Origin of the sequence: Streptomyces sp. NPDC004126, assembly GCF_050275515.1 — a bacterium.
In the GTDB taxonomy this organism is placed as follows: domain Bacteria; phylum Actinomycetota; class Actinomycetes; order Streptomycetales; family Streptomycetaceae; genus Streptomyces.
This window is the reverse complement of sequence record NZ_JBNNPF010000061.1, coordinates 1-18,469: the sequence shown is the minus strand read 5'-3', so window position 1 is coordinate 18,469 and position 18,469 is coordinate 1. Positions and strand designations below refer to the sequence as shown.

At 72.2% G+C, this 18,469-nt stretch carries 18 protein-coding genes; 15 read left to right on the top strand and 3 right to left on the bottom strand.

The window, feature by feature from the left end:
• The first annotated feature begins 7 nt into the window (after window positions 1-7).
• Both prcB and prcA read left to right on the top strand, forming a co-directional pair.
• Window positions 8-847, top strand: a complete 840-nt coding sequence (prcB, locus tag ACQKM2_RS35270) for a proteasome subunit beta (RefSeq protein ID WP_427717065.1) — start codon at window positions 8-10, stop codon at window positions 845-847.
• Window positions 848-890: 43 nt separating this feature from the next.
• A complete protein-coding gene (gene prcA, locus ACQKM2_RS35265; RefSeq protein WP_362472096.1) occupies window positions 891-1,655 on the top strand; it encodes a proteasome subunit alpha in 765 nt (254 codons plus the stop codon).
• A gap of 64 nt (window positions 1,656-1,719) precedes the next feature.
• Here prcA and ACQKM2_RS35260 read toward each other — a convergent pair whose 3' ends face one another.
• A complete protein-coding gene (locus tag ACQKM2_RS35260; RefSeq protein ID WP_427717063.1) occupies window positions 1,720-2,718 on the bottom strand; it encodes a LacI family DNA-binding transcriptional regulator in 999 nt (332 codons plus the stop codon).
• Window positions 2,719-2,855: 137 nt separating this feature from the next.
• Here ACQKM2_RS35260 and ACQKM2_RS35255 point away from each other — a divergent pair, with 137 nt between their 5' ends.
• From ACQKM2_RS35255 to ACQKM2_RS35195, 13 genes are all read left to right on the top strand, one after another.
• Complete coding sequence (locus ACQKM2_RS35255; RefSeq protein ID WP_427717061.1) at window positions 2,856-4,118, top strand: MFS transporter; 1,263 nt, start codon at window positions 2,856-2,858, stop codon at window positions 4,116-4,118.
• A 58-nt stretch (window positions 4,119-4,176) separates the two neighbouring features.
• Window positions 4,177-5,538, top strand: coding sequence for a Pup--protein ligase (pafA, locus tag ACQKM2_RS35250; RefSeq protein WP_007263177.1), 1,362 nt, complete (start codon window positions 4,177-4,179; stop codon window positions 5,536-5,538).
• A gap of 129 nt (window positions 5,539-5,667) precedes the next feature.
• On the top strand, window positions 5,668-6,672 hold the full coding sequence (locus ACQKM2_RS35245; protein ID WP_427717059.1) for an FKBP-type peptidyl-prolyl cis-trans isomerase: 1,005 nt from the start codon (window positions 5,668-5,670) through the stop codon (window positions 6,670-6,672).
• A gap of 46 nt (window positions 6,673-6,718) precedes the next feature.
• Entirely contained in the window at window positions 6,719-7,093 is a 375-nt protein-coding gene (locus tag ACQKM2_RS35240; protein WP_427717058.1) for an FKBP-type peptidyl-prolyl cis-trans isomerase, read from the top strand.
• A 126-nt stretch (window positions 7,094-7,219) separates the two neighbouring features.
• Window positions 7,220-8,176 carry a helix-turn-helix transcriptional regulator gene (locus tag ACQKM2_RS35235; protein ID WP_427717057.1) on the top strand — a complete coding sequence of 319 codons (957 nt, stop codon included), beginning with the start codon at window positions 7,220-7,222 and terminating at the stop codon, window positions 8,174-8,176.
• 67 nt (window positions 8,177-8,243) lie between these two features.
• On the top strand, window positions 8,244-9,212 hold the full coding sequence (locus ACQKM2_RS35230; RefSeq protein WP_125600214.1) for a helix-turn-helix transcriptional regulator: 969 nt from the start codon (window positions 8,244-8,246) through the stop codon (window positions 9,210-9,212).
• 15 nt (window positions 9,213-9,227) lie between these two features.
• On the top strand, window positions 9,228-9,461 hold the full coding sequence (locus tag ACQKM2_RS35225; protein WP_007263172.1) for a hypothetical protein: 234 nt from the start codon (window positions 9,228-9,230) through the stop codon (window positions 9,459-9,461).
• Window positions 9,462-9,483: 22 nt separating this feature from the next.
• Window positions 9,484-9,684 (top strand): hypothetical protein, encoded by a 201-nt coding sequence (locus ACQKM2_RS35220; protein ID WP_007263171.1) that lies wholly within the window; start codon window positions 9,484-9,486, stop codon window positions 9,682-9,684.
• A gap of 210 nt (window positions 9,685-9,894) precedes the next feature.
• Entirely contained in the window at window positions 9,895-10,188 is a 294-nt protein-coding gene (gene tatA, locus ACQKM2_RS35215; RefSeq protein WP_427717056.1) for a Sec-independent protein translocase subunit TatA, read from the top strand.
• 54 nt (window positions 10,189-10,242) lie between these two features.
• Entirely contained in the window at window positions 10,243-11,208 is a 966-nt protein-coding gene (tatC, locus tag ACQKM2_RS35210) for a twin-arginine translocase subunit TatC (protein WP_427717054.1), read from the top strand.
• Window positions 11,209-11,225: 17 nt separating this feature from the next.
• Window positions 11,226-12,113: a diacylglycerol kinase gene (locus ACQKM2_RS35205; RefSeq protein WP_427717052.1), complete on the top strand. Its 888-nt coding sequence runs from the start codon at window positions 11,226-11,228 to the stop codon at window positions 12,111-12,113.
• A gap of 46 nt (window positions 12,114-12,159) precedes the next feature.
• Entirely contained in the window at window positions 12,160-15,012 is a 2,853-nt protein-coding gene (locus tag ACQKM2_RS35200; RefSeq protein WP_427717051.1) for a DEAD/DEAH box helicase, read from the top strand.
• A gap of 91 nt (window positions 15,013-15,103) precedes the next feature.
• Window positions 15,104-15,799 carry a helix-turn-helix domain-containing protein gene (locus ACQKM2_RS35195; protein ID WP_427717050.1) on the top strand — a complete coding sequence of 232 codons (696 nt, stop codon included), beginning with the start codon at window positions 15,104-15,106 and terminating at the stop codon, window positions 15,797-15,799.
• On the opposite strand, the gene ACQKM2_RS35190 is transcribed toward ACQKM2_RS35195, so the two are convergent.
• Together ACQKM2_RS35190 and ACQKM2_RS35185 are read right to left on the bottom strand one after the other, a co-directional pair.
• The gene (locus tag ACQKM2_RS35190; protein ID WP_427717049.1) at window positions 15,744-16,712 is read right to left on the bottom strand and encodes a pseudouridine synthase; all 969 of its coding nucleotides are present in this window, start codon (window positions 16,710-16,712) and stop codon (window positions 15,744-15,746) included. The genes ACQKM2_RS35195 and ACQKM2_RS35190 overlap by 56 nt on opposite strands.
• Before the next feature lie 18 nt (window positions 16,713-16,730).
• Entirely contained in the window at window positions 16,731-18,281 is a 1,551-nt protein-coding gene (locus tag ACQKM2_RS35185) for a serine hydrolase (protein ID WP_427717047.1), read from the bottom strand.
• Window positions 18,282-18,469 lie beyond the last annotated feature (188 nt).

Genomic DNA, 18,469 nt, shown 5'->3' with positions numbered 1-18,469 from the left:
GAAACCTGTGGAACCCAACACTCGTAGCACAGGGCGTCTACCGGCAGCCTTCCTGACGCCGGGGTCGTCGTCCTTCATGGACTTCCTGGGCGCGCACGCGCCCGAGATGCTGCCGGGGAACCGGCGGCTGCCCGAGGGGATCGTCGAGGCGCCGCACGGGACGACCATCGTCGCCGTGACCTTCCCCGGCGGGGTCGTGCTCGCCGGTGACCGGCGGGCGACCATGGGGAACATGATCGCGCAGCGGGACATCGAGAAGGTGTTCCCGGCCGACGAGTACTCCGCGGTCGGCATCGCCGGTACGGCCGGCCTGGCCGTGGAGATGGTCAAGCTGTTCCAGCTGGAGCTGGAGCACTTCGAGAAGGTCGAAGGGGCGACGCTGTCGCTGGAGGGCAAGGCCAACCGGCTGTCCACCATGATCCGGAGCAATCTGGGGATGGCCATGCAGGGGCTCGCCGTCGTGCCGCTCTTCGCGGGGTACGACGAGGCCAAGGAGAAGGGCCGGATCTTCTCCTACGACGTGACCGGCGGCCGCTCCGAGGAGCACGGGTACGCCGCCACCGGTTCCGGTTCGATCTTCGCCCGGGGTTCGATGAAGAAGCTGTACCGCCCCGACCTGTCGGAGGAGCAGGCCACCACGCTGGTCGTCCAGGCGCTGTACGACGCCGCCGACGACGACTCGGCGACCGGCGGCCCGGACCTGTACCGCCACATCTACCCCATCGTCACCGTCATCACCGACGAGGGCTTCCGCAGGCTGGACGAGGACGAGTCGCAGGCGCTCGCCCGGAAGGTGACGGACCGTCGGCTCCAGGAGCCCGACGGACCGCGTGCCGCCCTGCTCTGACCAGTCCTCGTCTCGTCGCCCAGAAGAAAGGGACGGATAACCGGTGTCGACTCCGTTCTATGTGTCACCCCAGCAGGCCATGGCCGACCGGGCGGAATACGCCCGGAAGGGCATCGCCCGCGGCCGCAGCCTCGTCGTGCTGCAGTACGCCGACGGCATCGTGTTCGTCGGCGAGAACCCGTCCCGTGCGCTGCACAAGTTCAGCGAGATCTACGACCGGATCGGCTTCGCGGCCGCCGGCAAGTACAACGAGTACGAGAACCTGCGGATTGGCGGCGTCCGCTACGCCGATCTGCGCGGGTACACCTACGACCGTGACGACGTGACGGCGCGCGGTCTGGCGAACGTGTACGCGCAGACCCTCGGCACGATCTTCTCCTCGGCCGGCGAGAAGCCGTACGAGGTGGAGCTGGTCGTCGCCGAGGTCGGTGCGACGGCCGCCGGGGACCAGATCTACCGGCTGCCGCACGACGGCTCGATCGTGGACGAGCACGGCTCGGTCGCGGTCGGCGGGAACGCCGAGCAGATCAGCACCTACCTCGACCAGCGCCACCAGGACGGGATGACCCTGCCCGACGCGCTCAAGCTGGCGGTGCAGGCGCTGTCGAGCCAGGCGAACGGCGCGGACAAGACCATTCCGGCGGAGCGCCTGGAGGTCGCGGTGCTGGACCGTACGCGGTCGCAGCAGCGCAAGTTCAAGCGGATCCGGGGCCGGCAGCTGGCGCGGCTGCTGGAGGCGGACGTTCCGGCGGCCGCCCAGGCGGATGCCGTCTCGAACGACGAGGTGTCGGAGGACGACGCCGAGTAGGCCGTGTGGTGCCGTGGGCCCCGGTCCGCTCCCGATGGGGGGTGGACCGGGGCCCACGCGCGTTTCAGGGCGCGGGGGCGGGGCCCGTGGAGTCGCGGACGGTGAGGGCGACGGGGATCTCGGGGGCGGTCCAGGGGGTGCCGTCGAGGACGGCGAGGAGGGCGGTCATGCCCTGTTCGCCGACGCGCTCGGCGGGCAGGGCGACCGTGGTGAGCTCGGGTTCGACGGCGGTGGCGAGGGCGAGGTCGTCGACGCCGGTGACGGAGAGGTCCTCGGGGACGCGCAGGCCCAGGCGCCGGGCGGCCTTGCAGACGCCGGCGGCGAGGATGTCGTCGTCGCAGATGACGGCGGTGGGCCGGTCCCGGGGGTCGGCCAGGGCGGCCCCGGCGACGGCGCGGGCGGCGTCGACGGTGAGCGCGGCCCGGGCGCCGCGCAGGACGGCGTGGGGGCGCAGGAGGGCGGCGAGGGCTTCGGCGCGGATGTCGAAGGTCCAGGAGTCGACGTCGGCGGCGAGGTGGAGGAAGCGGCGGTGGCCGAGGCCGAGGAGGTGTTCGGTGACCTGGCGCATGCCGTCGGTGATGGCGAGGTTGACGTGGGCGGCGGCGCGTCCGGCGGCGGGGTCGCTGTCGAGCATCACGAGGGGGAGGCCGTCGCCGCCGAGGGCTTCGAGGGCGTCGGTGGCCATGGAGGAGGCGATGACGCCGTCGAGGGCGGCGCGGGCGGAGGCGAAGGGGTCGCGGGCGGGGCCGGTGCCTTCGGGGGAGGGGTAGAGGACGACGCCGAAGCCGTGCTCGGCGGCGACGCGGGCGGCGCCGGTGTAGACGCGGGCGAAGAACTCGTTGGTGAGGGCGGGGACGACGAGGAGGGCGGTGCGGGTGCTGCCGAGCCGGAGGTTGCGGGCGGCGAGGTTGGGGCGGTAGCCGAGGGTGGTGGCGGCTTCGCGGACGAGGGCGGCGGTGCGCTCGGAGACGCGGCCGCGCCATTTGTCGCCGAGGACGAGGGAGACGGTGGCCTGGGAGACCCCGGCGGCGGTGGCGACGTCGCGGCTGGTGGGTCTCGTCACAGGTAGCTCCTGAAATGCGAGGTGGGGCGGGTGCGCGTGGCTCGCCGGGTGGACCCCGGGTCTGCCGCCATGGTACGTATGACGTGTCTCGTTATACGTATTACCCCGGGCGTGGATCCGGGCAGAAGGGGGCGGTCATGGCCGCGGGTTACGCGGAGCTGCTCAGGACCAGGTACGCCGCGAGGCTGCTGGCGGGCACCCTGATAGGCCGGCTGCCGAACGCCACGGCGGCGATCGCGATCGTCCTCTTCGTCCGGGACCAGGGCGGCAGCTACAGCCTGGCGGGCGCGCTGGCGGCCGTGTACGGCCTCGCCAACGCCGTCGGCCAGCCGCTGCTGGGCCGGGCCGTGGACCTGTACGGGCAGCCGCGCGTGCAGCTGCCCGCGGCGCTGGTGTCGGCGGCGGGCATGGTCTGGCTGGCGGTGGCCGGCACGGACTCGGTGGGTGCCGCGTACGGCGCGATGGTGCTCTCCGGCCTCTTCACCCCGCCGCTGGAGGGCGGCCTGCGGGCCCTGTGGCCGGGGGTGCTCGGCGGCCGCGAGGAGCGGGTGCACGCGGCGTACGCGATGGACGCGGTGGCCCAGGAGATCATGTACACGGTCGGGCCGCTGCTGGTCACCCTGTGCGTGGCCCTGTGGTCTCCGGCGGTGGCGCTGCTGGTGCTGAACGGCGTGGGTCTGCTCGGTGTGCTGATGGTGGTGCTCTCGGAGCCCTCGCGGACCTGGCGCTCCGCGCCGCGCGAGGCGCACTGGCTGGGCGCGCTGCGCTCGCGCGGGCTGCTGGCGCTGCTGGGCGCGTTCTTCTTCGTCGGCATGGCGCTGGGCTCGATCGCGGTGGCCGCGGTGGCGTACGCGGACGACAACGGCGGCCAGGCGGTGTACGGCTGGCTGATGGCGGCGCTGGGTCTGGGCGCGCTGGTCGGCGGCGTGTTCTACGGGGCGCGGCAGTGGGCCGGGGCGCCGGAGCGGCGGCTGCGGCTGCTGGTGGGACTGCTGGCCGTCTGCTACCTGCCGCTGCTGCTGGACGTCGGTCCGGTGGCGATGACGGCGCTGGCGGCGCTGGCGGGCGTGTTCCTGGCGCCTTCGCTGGCGTGCGCGTTCATCGTGGTGGACCGGCACGCGCCGGCGGGCACGGTGACGGAGGCCTTCTCCTGGCTGGTGACCTTCTTCGGCGTCGGCGCGGCGATCGGTACGGCGGCGGCGGGTCCGGCGCTGGAACGGGGCGGTGTGGCGGCCGGTTTCGCGGTGGCCTGCGGTGGAGGAGCCGCGGCCCTGCTGGTGCTGATGCTGACTCAGCGGGCGATGGCCGGTGCGGGCCGCAGCCGGGCGGTGGCGGGGTCGGCGGACGGGTCCTCGGAGGGTGCGGCGGAGGCCGCCCGGGAGCCGTTGATCAAGAACTGACCGGAACGCCGTTCTCGAACTCGGTTTCAGAAGTGTGCGGAAGGCGTAATGTTCAGTCATGGACCGCCGCATTTTCGGGCTGGAGAACGAGTACGGCGTCACGTGCACGTTCAGGGGACAGCGCCGACTGTCTCCTGACGAAGTGGCGCGCTACCTCTTCCGCCGTGTTGTGTCATGGGGCCGCAGCAGCAATGTCTTCCTGCGGAACGGCGCCCGCCTCTACCTCGACGTGGGTTCGCATCCGGAATATGCAACACCCGAATGCGACAACCTGACCGAACTGGTCACTCACGACAAGGCGGGCGAGCGCATTCTCGAGGGCCTGCTCGTCGACGCCGAACGCCGCCTGCACGAGGAGGGAATCGCGGGCGACGTCTACCTCTTCAAGAACAACACCGACTCGGCGGGCAATTCGTACGGCTGTCATGAGAACTATCTCGTGGCCCGGCACGGAGAATTCTCCCGCCTCGCGGACATCCTGATTCCGTTCCTCGTCACGCGGCAGCTGATCTGCGGCGCGGGCAAGGTGCTGCAGACGCCCAGGGGCGCGGTCTACTGCGTCAGCCAGCGGGCCGAGCACATCTGGGAGGGCGTCAGCTCCGCCACGACCCGCTCCCGGCCGATCATCAACACCCGCGACGAGCCGCACGCCGACGCGGAGCGCTACCGCAGGCTGCACGTCATCGTCGGCGACTCGAACATGTCCGAGACGACGATGCTGCTCAAGGTGGGCGCCACCGACCTCGTCCTGCGCATGATCGAGGCGGGGACGGTGATGCGGGACCTGACCCTGGAGAACCCGATCCGGGCGATCCGGGAGGTCAGCCACGACATCACGGGCCAGCGCAAGGTGCGCCTGGCGTCCGGCCGGGAGGCCTCGGCGCTGGAGATCCAGCGGGAGTACTTCGACAAGGCCCTCGACTTCGCCGACCGGCGGGGCATCAACACCGGCGTCGTGGCGCAGGTCCTGGAGCTGTGGGGCCGCACCCTGGAGGCCGTCGAGGCGCAGGACCTGGACCGGATCGGCACCGAGATCGACTGGGTGATGAAGTACCAGCTGATCGAGCGGTACCGGGCCAAGCACAACATGACGATGTCCAACCCGCGGGTCGCCCAGATAGACCTCGCGTACCACGACATCCACCGCCGCCGGGGCCTGTACTACCTGCTGGAGCGCAAGGGCCAGGCGGCGCGGGTGTGCAACGACCTGAAGATCTTCGAGGGCAAGTCGGTGCCCCCGCAGACCACCCGGGCCAGGCTGCGCGGCGACTTCATCCGCCGGGCGCAGGAGCAGCGGCGGGACTTCACGGTCGACTGGGTGCACCTGAAGCTCAATGACCAGGCGCAGCGCACGGTGCTGTGCAAGGACCCGTTCCGGTCGGTGGACGACCGGGTGGAGAAGCTGATCGCCGGGATGTGACGCGGTCCGGCCGGGAACCCCGTACGCGGTGGCGTGCGGGGTTCCCGCACGCCACCGCCTTGTCGCGCAGGGGCCAGCCCGTAGAGTGGGCCGCTACGACGGACCATTCCAGCGACCCTGAGGACCATTGTGCGACGCCGACTTGCTGCCGCGCTCATCGTGCCGGCTCTGATGCTCACCGCGGCCTGCGGAGGGGGCGACGACGAGAAGAAGGACTCCGCGGCGTCCCCGTCGGCCAGTGCCGGCAAGACCGAGGTGCCGAAGCCGGTGGCGTCGGCCGACCCGATGCCGACGGTCGCCGGTGAGGCCGGCAAGAAGGCGGAGATCACCGTTCCCAAGGGCGAGCCGAGCGGCAAGTTCGTGGTGAACACCGTCAAGGAGGGCACCGGGCCGGAGATCAAGAAGGACGATCTCGTGGTCACGAAGTACACGGGCAAGGTCTGGAAGAGCGGCAAGGAGCTCAGCGGCTCCTACGACGAGAACGGCCAGCCGCTCGTCGTCCCGGCCGGTTCGCCGCAGATCCTGCCGCTGTTCAGCGACGCGGTGCTGGGCAAGAAGGTCGGCAGCCGTCTGCTGGTCGTGGCCCCGCCGGCGGCGGCCTTCGGTGAGCAGGGCCAGCCGCAGCTGGGCGTCGGCCCGAAGGACAACCTGGTGTTCGTCCTCGACGTGGACTCCGTGCTGCCGAAGAAGGCCGAGGGCACCCAGGCGCCGATCCCGTCCGACCTCCCGCAGGTGAAGGCCGACGAGGACAAGGCCGCCACGATCACGATCCCGAAGAACGACCCGCCGAAGGAGCTGGTCGACAAGGTCCTGATCGAGGGCAAGGGCGCGGAGGTCAAGAAGGGCCAGACCGTCTACATGCAGTACAGCGGTGCGGCGTGGGCCCCGAACCAGGGCAAGGACGCGGCCAAGCTCTTCGACACCTCCTGGAAGACCGGTCAGCCGTTCTCGACGAAGATCGGCGAGGGCCAGGTCATCGAGGGTTGGGACAAGGGCCTGGTGGGCAAGAAGATCGGCAGCCGCGTGCTGCTGGTGATCCCGCCGGAGCAGGCGTACAAGGACCAGGCCAAGGGTGAGGACCTGCCGGCCAACTCCACGCTCGTCTTCGTCGTGGACATCGTCGGAGCAGTGTAAGACTGTTCCGGTTGTACATCGTTTCGTACGTATGAGGAGCAGTTCCGTGCGCGAGCTCGAGAAGCCCGAGATCGACTTCCCCGAGGGTCCGGTCCCGACCGACCTGGTCATCGAGGAGATCTGGGAGGGCGACGGCCCGGTCGCCGAGGCCGGCAACAAGGTCTCCGTCCACTACGTGGGCGTTGCCTTCTCCTCCGGTGAGGAGTTCGACGCCTCCTGGAACCGCGGCGCCCCGCTGCAGTTCATCCTGGGCATCGGCCAGGTCATCCCGGGCTGGGACCAGGGCATCCAGGGCATGAAGGTCGGCGGCCGTCGCAAGCTGACGATCCCGGCCCACCTCGCCTACGGCGACCGCGGTGCCGGCGGCGCCATCAAGCCGGGCGAGACGCTGATCTTCGTCTGCGACCTGATGGGCGTCTGATCTCACCCGCTGTGATCACCGAGGGCCCCCGCCGTGAGGCGGGGGCCCTCGCTTTTGCCGGGGACCGCGGGGGCGGTACGGTCAACGGTCACGAGTGTGTGCCGAAGAGTGGGGGGAAGGGCGTCGATGGCGATCGCCAAGGCCGAGCGGCTGATGAACCTGGCGCTGTGCCTGTTGGGGACGCGCCGTCCCCTCAGCAAGCGTGAGCTGCGCGGTTCCATCGAGGCCTACCTCGAAGCAGGGAACGACGAGTCGTTCAACCGGATGTTCGAGCGGGACAAGGACGATCTGCGCGAGCTCGGTCTGGTGATCGAGACCGTGGAGAACCTGGAGGGCGAGACCGGCTACCTGGCCCGCCGGGACAGCAACCGGCTGCCGCCCGTCTCCCTGGACGCCGAGGAGGCCGCCGCCCTGGGGCTGGCGGCCAAGGTGTGGCAGCAGGCCCGGCTGGCCGGGGCGGCCAGCGGCGCGCTGCAGAAGCTCCGGGCCGGCGGGATGCCGGAGGCCGGCGACCCGTACGAGGGCCAGCACAGCGCCATCGAACCGCGGATCCCCGTCCACGAGGCGGCCTTCGAACCGCTGATGCTGGCCTGCCGCGACCGGCGGCCGGTGGTGTTCGAGTACCGCAAGTCCAACGCCGCCCGCCCCGAGCCCCGCCAGGTGGAGCCGTGGGCCCTGGAGTGCTGGCGCGGCCACTGGTACCTGGCCGGCTGGGACCGCGACCGCGGGGCGGAGCGGGTCTTCCGGCTCTCCCGGATCACCGGCAAGGTCCGCTCCCGGGCCGGGAAGTACACCGCCGACGTACCGGACGTGGTGACCGTGCGCGAGACCGTGGCGGCCTGGGCCGGCGAGGGCGCCGAGCGCTCGGCGCTGATCCGGCTGCGCGCCGGGGCGGGCTACCCGCTGCGGGCCAAGGCCACCGCCGTGCGCGAGGGCGGCGACGGCTGGGACGAGCTGGAGATCCCCTACGGGCACGGGCTGGACGCCTGGCTCGTGGAGTTCGGTCCCGACGTCGTCGTGGTGGGTCCGGCCGACCTGCGGGCCGACGTGGTCGACCGGCTGCGCGCCGTCGCCCAGGGCTGACCGCCGCCGCCCGGAGCCGAACCCGAACAACTACAGCAGCAACGCCCTGAGGGGGAGACGTAGCAGCATGGCCGCGAACGCCATCGACCAGACCCGCCGGATGCTGTCCCTGGTGACCTACCTGCGCGAGCGCCCCGGCGCGCACGTCGCGGACGTCGCCCGCGCCTTCGGGATCACCGAGGACGAGCTGATCTCGGACCTCGACGTGCTGCCCATGTGCGGCACCAGCTTCCGCGGCGGGGACCTGCTCGACATCGACACCGACGGCGACCGCATCTGGTGGCACAACGCCGACGCCTCGGGGGAGTCCACGGCCGAGCCGCTGCGGCTCGCCGCCGACGAGGCCACGTCCCTGCTGGTCGCCGCCCGGGCGGTCGCGACCCTGCCGGGGCTGCGCGAGAGCGACCGGGACGCGCTGCTGCGGGCCACCGCCAAGCTGGAGGCCGCCGCCGGCGAGGCCGCCGGGGCCAGTTCCCGCCTGTCGGTGACCTTCGAGTCCGAGGGCGGCGTCTTCGCGGACGTCGACCGGGCCATCTCCGAGCGGCGCCGCCTCTGGCTGCGCTACTACTCGCCCGCCCGCGACGAGCTCACCGAGCGCACCGTCGACCCGATCCGGCTCTTCGCGGTCGGGCACACGTACCTGGAGGGGTGGTGCCACCTCTCCGAGGCCCGGCGCACCTTCCGGCTCGACCGGGTCGCCGAGATCCGCCTCCTCGACGAGCGGGCCGAGCCGCCCGCCATCGAGCCCCGGGACCTGTCGGTGGGCCTGGTGCAGCCGGCCGCCGAGGACCCGGAGGTGGTCGTCGAGGTGGGCCCCGGCGGGCGCTGGGTCGCCGAGTACTACCCGCACGACAGCGCCGAGGAGCTCACCGACGGCGGCCTGCGGATCACGCTGCGCAGCCCCGACCCGGCCTCGCTGCGCCGGCTCGCGCTGCGCCTGGGCCGCGACGGGCGGATCGTGTCGCCGCCGGAGCTGGCGGACAGCGCCCGGAAGGCCGCTGGAGAGGCGCTCGCGGGGTACGGGGAACAGGTCTAGAGGGAGCGGGGAGCCATGTCGCGATCAGCAGGTCTCGTACCGGTCACGTTCAAGGCGGCATGTCCCGAGTGCCGGGCGCGCTTCGAGCTCGCGGCGGACGCGCTGCGCCTGGCCATCGGCGGCAGCCGGCGCGCCACCTTCTACTCCTTCACCTGCCCCGAGTGCGCGGCGGCCGTCCGCAAACCCGCCGGTGAGCGCATCGTGGAGCTGCTGACGGGCGGGGGAGTGAGCACCCTGCGCAGCGTGTGAGGGGGGGCGCTAGGCTCTTGGCATGCTGTGGCCGATGCTCGCGATCGCCCTGGGATTCCTCGGGCTCGCCGTCCTGTCCGTCCTCGCCCTGCGGGTCTTCCTGGAGGTGCGGCGGCTGGCCGGGCAGGTCGCGCTGGCCAGCCGCCGGATCACCGAGGCCTCGGGCGACCTGGAACGGGCCGCGGCCGACCTCGCCCGGGCCGGGCGGGCGGCGGCCCCGTAGCGGTCGCGCCACGAGCACGTAGCCCTCTGGATATGGAAACCGCGGAGCCGGACCCGTACCGTCGGTGCGGCAGGCAATCGCGGATACCCCCGGGGATTGCCGGGCGTTAACCCTCGGGGGTTACGATCCATGTCAGAGCGGTACCGGATCTTTGTCCGGTATCGCCCAAGGCCACCACAACCAGCCGTTTCGGTGAGAAGGAAGACACACATGATCGGCAATCTGAAGCCCCTTGAGATCCTTCTGATCATCGCTGTCATCGTGCTGCTGTTCGGCGCCAAGAAGCTCCCCGAGATGGCCCGCTCGCTCGGCAAGTCGGCCCGCATCCTCAAGAGCGAGGCCAAGGCGATGAAGAAGGACGGCGAGGCCGACGCCGAAGCCGCCGCTCCCGCCGCCGACCAGGCCGCGCAGCAGCCCGTCGCCCCGCGCACCATCCAGGCCGCGCCCGGTGACGTCACCAGCGCCCGGCCCGTGAACGAGACGAACCGCACCACCCAGGGCTGACGCGCGGCGGTCGCCCGTCACGACAGTCATCTGCAACGAGACAAGGGACGTGGGTTGCTCAAGTCTGCCCGCAAGCAGGGGAAGAACGACCGGCAGGCGAAGGACGCCGAAGGGCGGATGCCGCTCGTCGAGCACCTGCGTGAGCTGAGGAACCGGCTGCTGAAGTCGGTGGTGGCGATCGTCGTGATCACGGTCGTCGCGGCCTACTACTACCGGCCGATCATCGACTTCCTGCTGGAGCCGATGTTGTCGTCCGTGGGCTGCACCGGCGGCGCCACGCACCAGCGCAACGGCGCCCCCTGCGCCGAGATGACCACCAACGGCCTGACCGCGCCCTTCTCCATCGCGCTGAAGGTCGGCCTGTCCGCGGGCATCGTGTTCTCCGCCCCGGTCTGGCTGTACCAGCTGTGGGCGTTCGCCGCCCCCGGCCTGCACCGCAACGAGAAGAAGTACGCGCTGAGCTTCGTCGCCGTCGGCGCTCCGCTCTTCGTCGCCGGCGCGGTCCTCGCGTACAAGATCCTGCCGCAGACGGCGGAGATCCTCCTCGGCTTCACCCCGGACCACGTCAAGAACCTGCTCCCGGTCGACGACTACCTCGACCTGGTCACGCGCATGGTCGTGGTCTTCGGCCTCGCCTTCGAGCTGCCGCTGATGCTGGTGCTGCTGAACTTCACCGGCGTCCTCACCGCGAAGCGGCTGGGCAGCTGGTGGCGCGCCATGGTGCTCGGCATCACGATCTTCTCGGCCTTCGCCACGCCCACCGGCGACCCGCTCACCATGCTCACGCTGGCCTCCCCGATCGTCGCCCTGTACTTCATCGCCCTCGGCATCTGCCTGCTGAACGACCGCAGGCGTAAGCGCAACGACCCCGACGCCGGGCTCGACGACGACGAGGCCTCCGAGCTGGACCTGACCCCGGCCCCGGTCGGCGCGGCCGGAGCCGCCCCGTCCGCCTCCGCGCTGCCCGGCCAGGACGACGGCGGACGCCGCCAGATCAACGGTTACGACGACGCCACCTGACAGGTAGGTTCCGGTGGGTGACCGCTGAGATCACCCTCTTCGTCAATCCCACCGCGGGACGCGGCCGGGGCGCGCACGCCGCGCAGCCGGCCGCTTCCGCGCTCCGGGCCGCCGGCTTCTCCGTACGGACCGTCGTCGGCACCGACGCCGCCGACGCCCTGGCCCGGCTGCGCGCCGCGGTCCGGGAGGGCACCGGAGCCGTGATCGCGGTGGGCGGCGACGGAGTCGTCTCCCTCGCCCTGCAGGCCCTGGCCGGGACGCTGGTCCCGCTCGGCGTGGTCGCGGCCGGCACCGGCAACGACTTCGCCCGCTCGCTCGGGCTGCCCGTACGCGACCCGGCCGGCGCCGGCCGGCTGGCCGCCGCCGCCCTCAAGGAGAGCCGGATCCGGGAGATCGACCTCGGGCGGGTGGCCGGCAGCTGGTACGGGACCGTGCTGTGCTCCGGCTTCGACTCGCGGGTCAACGACCGCGGCAACCGGAGCCGGCTGCCGCTGGGCCGCTTCAAGTACGACCTGGCCATCGCCCTGGAGCTGGCCGCCTTCCGGCCCTTCCCGTACCGGATCACCCTCGACGACGGGCCGGTCATCGAGACGGAGGCCACCCTCGTCGCCGTCGGCAACGGCACCTCGTACGGCGGCGGGATGCGCATCTGCGCCGACGCCGAGCCCGACGACGGGCTCTTCGACGTCACGGTGGTCGGCGACTGCGGCCGCGGCACCCTGCTCAAGGTGTTCCCGCAGGTCTACAAGGGGACGCACCTGTCCCACCCCAAGGTCACCGTCCACCGGGCCGCCAAGGTCACCCTCGAAGCCCCCGGCCTGACCGCCTACGCCGACGGGGAGCCGCTGGGCCCCCTCCCGGTGACCGCCGAGTGCGTTCCCGGGGCGGTCCGGCTCCTCACATAAATGACCGCGACTGTTGTCAGAGGCGGCGGGTAGTCTCGAAGACAAGATGACCGAAGAACTCTCACCCGCCGAGCGGTACGCCGCTGCCCGGATCCGCGCCGCCGAAGAGGCCTCCGCCCTGGCCCCCTTCCGGGAGATGTACGAATTCGACCTGGACCCGTACCAGATCGAGGCCTGTAAGGCACTGGAGGCCGGCAAGGGCGTCCTGGTGGCCGCCCCGACCGGCTCGGGCAAGACCATCGTCGGCGAGTTCGCCGTGCACCTCGCCCTCCAGCAGGGCCGCAAGTGCTTCTACACGACGCCCATCAAGGCCCTGTCCAACCAGAAGTACGCCGACCTCGTCAAGCGCTACGGCGCCGCCAAGGTGGGCCTGCTGACCGGCGACAACAGCGTCAACGGCGACGCCCCCGTGGTCGTGATGACCACCGAGGTGCTCCGCAACATGCTCTACGCGGGCTCCCAGGCGCTCAGCGGCCTCGGATACGTGGTGATGGACGAGGTGCACTACCTCTCCGACCGCTTCCGCGGCGCCGTCTGGGAGGAAGTGATCATCCACCTCCCCGAGTCGGTGACCCTCGTCTCGCTCTCCGCGACCGTCTCCAACGCCGAGGAGTTCGGCGACTGGCTCGACACCGTCCGCGGCGACACCGAGGTCATCGTCTCCGAGGAGCGCCCCGTACCGCTGTGGCAGCACGTGATGGCCGGCCGGCGGATCTACGACCTCTTCGAGGAGGAGTCCGACCACGGAGGCCGCGGCTCCGCCCGCCGCGAGGTCAACCCCGACCTGCTGCGCATGGCCCGCGAGGAGAACAGCCGCGGCTACAGCCCCAAGGACCGGCGCCGCGGCAAGATGGTCCGCGAGGCCGACCGCGAGCGCGAACGCCGCTCCCGCAGCCGGATCTGGACCCCGGGCCGCCCCGAGGTGATCGCCCGCCTCGACAACGACAACCTGCTGCCCGCCATCAACTTCATCTTCAGCCGGGCCGGCTGCGAGGCCGCCGTCCAGCAGTGCCTGTACGCGGGCCTGCGGCTCAACGACGACACCGCGCGCCTCAAGGTCCGCGAGATCGTCGAGGAGCGGACCGCGTCCATCCCCGCCGAAGACCTCCACGTCCTCGGCTACTACGAGTGGCTCGAAGGCCTGGAGCGGGGCATCGCCGCGCACCACGCGGGCATGCTGCCCACCTTCAAGGAGGTCGTCGAGGAGCTGTTCGTACGCGGCCTCGTCAAGGCCGTCTTCGCCACCGAGACCCTCGCCCTCGGCATCAACATGCCCGCGCGCACGGTCATCCTGGAGAAGCTCGTCAAGTGGAACGGCGAGCAGCACGCCGACATCACCCCCGGCGAGTACACGCAGCTCACCGGCCGGGCCGGCCGGCGCGGCATCGACGTCGAGGGCCACGCGGTGGTGCTGTGGCAGCGCGGGATGGACCCGGTCCAGCTCGCCGGGCTCGCCGGCACCCGCACCTACCCGCTGCGCTCCAGCTTCAAGCCCTCGTACAACATGGCCGTCAACCTGGTCTCCCAGTTCGGCCGCCACCGCTCCCGCGAACTGCTGGAGACCTCCTTCGCGCAGTTCCAGGCCGACCGCTCGGTCGTCGGGATCTCCCGGCAGGTCCAGCGCAACGAGGAGGGCCTGGAAGGCTACCGGGAGGGCATGACCTGCCACCTCGGCGACTTCGAGGAGTACGCGCGGCTGCGCCGCGACCTCAAGGACCGCGAGACCGACCTCGCCAAGCAGGGCGCGGCCCAGCGCCGGGCCCAGGCGGCCGGTTCGCTGGAGAAGCTCAAGCCGGGCGACGTCATCCACGTCCCCACCGGCAAGTTCGCCGGCCTCGCACTGGTCCTGGACCCGGGAGTGCCGGGCGGCCGCAGCAACGGGCACCGCGGCCACGAGTACCACGAGGGCCCGCGCCCGCTGGTGCTCACCGCCGAACGGCAGGTCAAGCGGCTCGCCGCGATCGACTTCCCGGTCCCGGTCGAGGCCATCGACCGGATGCGGATCCCCAAGACCTTCAACGCGCGCTCCCCGCAGTCCCGCAGGGACCTGGCGACGGCGCTGCGCAACAAGGCCGGCCACATCGACCCGAAGCGGCACCGGCCCGGCCGGGCCGCCGCGGCGGACGACCGCGAGATCGCCCGGCTGCGCGCCGAACTGCGGGCGCACCCCTGCCACGGCTGCGACGAGCGCGAGGACCACGCCCGCTGGGCGGAGCGCTACCACCGGCTCAAGCGGGACACGCAGCAGCTGGAGCGGCGCATCGAGGGCCGGACCAACACCATCGCCCGCACCTTCGACCGGATCCACGCGCTGCTCACCGAGCTGGACTACCTGCGCGAGGACGAGGTCACCGTGCACGGCAAGCGCCTGGCCCGGCTCTACGGCGAGCTGGACCTGCTGGCCTCGGAGTGCCTGCGCGAGGGCGTCTGGGAGGGCCTGAACCCCGCGGAACTGGCCGCCTGCGTCTCGGCGCTGGTCTTCGAGGCGCGGCAGTCCGACGACGCGGCACCGCCCAAGGTGCCGAACGGCGCGGCGAAGACGGCGCTCGGCGAGATGGTCCGCATCTGGGGCCGGCTCGACGCGCTGGAGGAGGAGCACCGCATCAACCAGGCGGAGGGCGTGGGCCAGCGCGAGCCGGACCTCGGCTTCGCGTGGGCGGCCTACCAGTGGGCCTCCGACAAGAGCCTGGACGAGGTGCTGCGCGAGGCGGAGATGCCGGCCGGCGACTTCGTGCGCTGGTGCAAGCAGGTCATCGACGTCCTCGGGCAGATCGCGCAGGCGGCCCCCGCCTCGACGGCCCCGCCGTCCTCGGCGGGCGGGAGCACGGTGGCGCGCAACGCCCGCAAGGCCGTCGACGCCCTGTTGCGGGGCGTAGTGGCCTACAGCTCGGTCGGCTAGGCGGTTTTGGGGCTTCGTCCGAAGCCCCTGATGGCCGGATCTCATCTCTTGCCATGATCGTTCGCCGGTGTCCTGTGCGACGATCGAGCGTATGAGCGGGGGAACGGGCGAAGGCCCGAGACGGGTCGGTCGGCCGCGCGCCGACCAGCTGAGACGGGACAGCGGCCGGCCGCCGCGCGAGGAACTCCTCTGCGCGGCGGCCGAGCTGTTCACCGTCCGGGGGTACGGGGCCACGACCACCCGGGCGGTGGCCGAACGGGCCGGAATGCGGCAGGCCACGATGTACCACTACTTCGGCGGCAAGGAGGAACTCCTCGCCGAACTCCTGGAGTCCACGGTCTCGCCCTCACTGGCGCTGTCGCGCCGGCTGCTGGCCGACACCGCCCGGCCGGCCGCCCTGCGGCTGTGGGAGCTGTGCCGCTCGGACGTGCTGCTGCTGTGCGGCGGCCCGTACGACCTGGGCGCCCTCTACCTGCTGCCCGAGCTGGGGGAGCCGCGGCTGGCGCGGTTCCGGCGGATGCGCGGGGAACTGCGCGACGGCTACCGGGCGTTGCTCGCCGACACCCCCGCCGGTGCCGAACTGGCGCGGGAGCGGGGCGGGCTGGCCCTGCGCAACGACCTGGTCTTCGGCCTGATCGAGGGCGTCATGCTGGTCCGCCGCTCCGATCCCGGCCGCCCGGTCGCGGCCTTCGCGGAGGCCGCCGCCGACGCCGCCCTGCGGATCGCCGGGCTCACGCCGCCGGGCCCGCCTCCCAGCCCGCCCGGTCCTCCCACGCCCGGAGGGTGAGCCCGGTCTCCAGCCGGTGCCGGGTGCCGGTGACCGGATCGGTGAACTCCAGGGTCCGGGCCAGCAGCTGGAGCGGGCGCCGGTAGTCCGCCGGATCCGCCGCCTCGGCGACCACCGGGTAGACGGGATCGCCCAGGATGGGCACGCCCAGGGAGTTCATGTGCACCCGCAGCTGGTGGGTGCGGCCGGTGTGCGGGGTCAGCCGGTAGCGGCCCAGACCCTCCCGTACGCCGGTGAGCTCGACCAGGCTCTCGGCGTTCGGCTCGGCGCCGGGCACCTCGACGGCCGCCATCACCCCGCGGGTCTTCTCGATGTGGCTGCGGACCAGCCGGGGCAGCTCCAGCGAGGGATCGTGGGGCGCGAGGGCCTCGTACTCCTTGCGCACCAGGCGCTGCTGGAACAGCAGCTGGTAGGCGCCGCGGTCCTCGGGCCGGATGCTGAACATCACCAGCCCGGCCGTCATCCGGTCCAGGCGGTGCGCGGGGCTCAGCTCCGGCAGGTCCAGCTCCCGCCGCAGCCGGGCCAGCGCGGTCTCGGTGACGTGGGTGCCGCGCGGGGTGGTCGCCAGGAAGTGCGGCTTGTCCACCACCAGGAGGTGCCGGTCGCGGTGGACCACGCCGATCGGGAAGGGCACGGCCGGCTCGGGCGGCATGTCCCGGTGGAACCAGAGCCAGCCGCCCGGCTCGTACGGGTCCTCGTGCCGCAGCACCCGCCCGCCCTCGCCCAGCACCCGGCCGCCGGCGAGCAGCCGCGCCATGGACTCGGAGCCGCGCGTACCGGCGTACCGCTCGGTCAGGTAGGCGCCGAGGGTGGGCCAGCGGCCCTCGTGGTCGGGGGGCAGGCGCATCCGGACCGGGTCGATACCGGCCTGCTGGGGGAGGGGCGCGGGCGGGATGTGGGATCTGCGGGTCATCGGGACCAGGGTAGGCGGCTACTTCTGGGTGAAGGTGCCGAGGTGGTTCTGGTCGAGGTACTCGATGCGGAGCGTGCCGTCGGAGAAGAACACCCCGGTGCGGCCGGCGGCGTTCTCGCCGCTGGTCTCGAAGCTGAAGGTGTCGCCGTCGTAGTGGGTCAGGGGGAAGCGCATCGGCTTCGGCCCGAGGGAGAGGACCAGGCCCTTGCCGGAGGGGTCGGCGGTGACGGTGGCGGGGCCGTAGTACGGGTTCTCGTAGGTGCCGGTGTAGGCGCTGTCGTCGCGGGCGGGCCCGGCTCCGGCCGGGGGGTGGGCGTAGTCGGTGTCGGACCGGACCGCGTCGTTCAGCTGCTCGTACGTGGCGGCGATGAGCCCCAGCCAGTCGGCGGTCGGCTTGCCGTGCTCCGCGATGTCGAAGAAGTCCAGCGCGATGGAGTCGGCCAGGCCGACGGGGGAGCCGTTGGTCAGGACGACGATGCCGAGGCGCTCCAGCGGGACCATCGTGACGTTGGTGTTGGCGCCGAGCTCGAAGCCGCCGGAGTGGCTCAGGCGCAGCCGGCCCGCGTCGTCGTAGTTGACGTTCCAGCCCAGCCCGTAGAACTGCGGGACGCCGCGGGGGGTCTGGGCCTGGGAGACGATCTCGGGGATCCGGGTGCGGGTGAGGGTGTCGGCGGGGATGACGCGCTTGCCGTCGAGGGTGCCGGTGTTCAGCTGCAGCCGCAGCCAGCGGGACATGTCGCGGGCGGTGGAGCTGGTCCCGCCCGCCGGGGTCTGGGCGTCGGCGTCGCGGACGTGGCGGGGGCTCCAGGTCCCGTCGGGGTTCTTCGCGTGGCCGTACGCCCGGTCCGGGGCGTTGGCGTAGGCGGAGAACTCGGTACTGGTGCGGGTCATCCCGGCGGGCTTGAAGAGGGTGTCCTCGCTGAGCTTCTGCCAGCTCACGCCGTGGTCGCGGGCGACGGCCTCGGCGGCGGCGGTGAACCCGAAGTTGGTGTAGGCGTAGCTGGAGCGGAACGGGCTCAGCGGCTCCTCGCGGAGGTGGCCGAGGATGTACGCCCGGTCGTAGCCGAGGTCCTCCAGGAGGTCCCCGGCGTGGTCGGGGAGGCCGCTGCGGTGCGAGAGCAGGTCGGCGGGGGTGACGTGCGAGGTGACCCACGGGTCCTTGAGGGCGAAGCCGGGGAGGGTGTCGCCGAGCGGCTTGTCCCAGGCGTCGGGGGAGCTGAGGGCGCCGGCGATGACGGTGGTGGTGACCGGCTTGGAGACGGAGGCCAGCTGGAAGACGGTGTCGGGGTCGACCTTGGCGGTCTCGCCGGTGCGGCGGAGCCCGAAGCCCTTGAGGTAGAGCACCTCGTCGTCGTGGACGACGGCCACGGAGACGCCGGGGACGCCGGTGCGGCGCATGCCGGCCGCGATGGTGGCGTCGAGGCGGGCGACCGCGGCGGCGACGGCGGCGTCGGAGAGGCGGGGTCCCGGGGGCGGTGGCGGCTGCGGCGCGGCCGTTCCCGCCGGGGCGGCCGCGGAGACCAGCAGGACCGCGGCCCCGACCAGTGCGGCTGCGCGGAGCCTACGCATGGGCCCATTGTGCGCCCTCCGCCTGCGGCGCGCCGTCTGGGAAGGGGGCGGTGGGTGGGGTGCGGGTGGGTGTGCCGCTGCGCGGGCCGAGGTCCCCTACCCGCCCTTCGCCCGTTCCCTGGGGCTCCGCCCCAGACCCCGCGCCTCAAACGCCGGCGGGGCTGGATTTCGCGCAGCGAAATTCCAGC

Excerpts from the sequence above, each read along its gene's own strand:
- ACQKM2_RS35195 (WP_427717050.1), top strand. The coding sequence starts at position 15,104 with ATGAGCGGGGGAACGGGCGAAGGCCCGAGACGGGTCGGTCGGCCGCGC.
- ACQKM2_RS35230 (WP_125600214.1), top strand. The coding sequence starts at position 8,244 with ATGGCCGCGAACGCCATCGACCAGACCCGCCGGATGCTGTCCCTGGTG.
- ACQKM2_RS35185 (WP_427717047.1), bottom strand. The coding sequence starts at position 18,281 with ATGCGTAGGCTCCGCGCAGCCGCACTGGTCGGGGCCGCGGTCCTGCTG.
- ACQKM2_RS35190 (WP_427717049.1), bottom strand. The coding sequence starts at position 16,712 with ATGACCCGCAGATCCCACATCCCGCCCGCGCCCCTCCCCCAGCAGGCC.
- tatA (WP_427717056.1), top strand. The coding sequence starts at position 9,895 with ATGATCGGCAATCTGAAGCCCCTTGAGATCCTTCTGATCATCGCTGTC.
- pafA (WP_007263177.1), top strand. The coding sequence starts at position 4,177 with ATGGACCGCCGCATTTTCGGGCTGGAGAACGAGTACGGCGTCACGTGC.
- ACQKM2_RS35235 (WP_427717057.1), top strand. The coding sequence starts at position 7,220 with ATGGCGATCGCCAAGGCCGAGCGGCTGATGAACCTGGCGCTGTGCCTG.
- ACQKM2_RS35255 (WP_427717061.1), top strand. The coding sequence starts at position 2,856 with ATGGCCGCGGGTTACGCGGAGCTGCTCAGGACCAGGTACGCCGCGAGG.
- ACQKM2_RS35200 (WP_427717051.1), top strand. The coding sequence starts at position 12,160 with ATGACCGAAGAACTCTCACCCGCCGAGCGGTACGCCGCTGCCCGGATC.
- ACQKM2_RS35220 (WP_007263171.1), top strand. The coding sequence starts at position 9,484 with ATGCTGTGGCCGATGCTCGCGATCGCCCTGGGATTCCTCGGGCTCGCC.
- ACQKM2_RS35225 (WP_007263172.1), top strand. The coding sequence starts at position 9,228 with ATGTCGCGATCAGCAGGTCTCGTACCGGTCACGTTCAAGGCGGCATGT.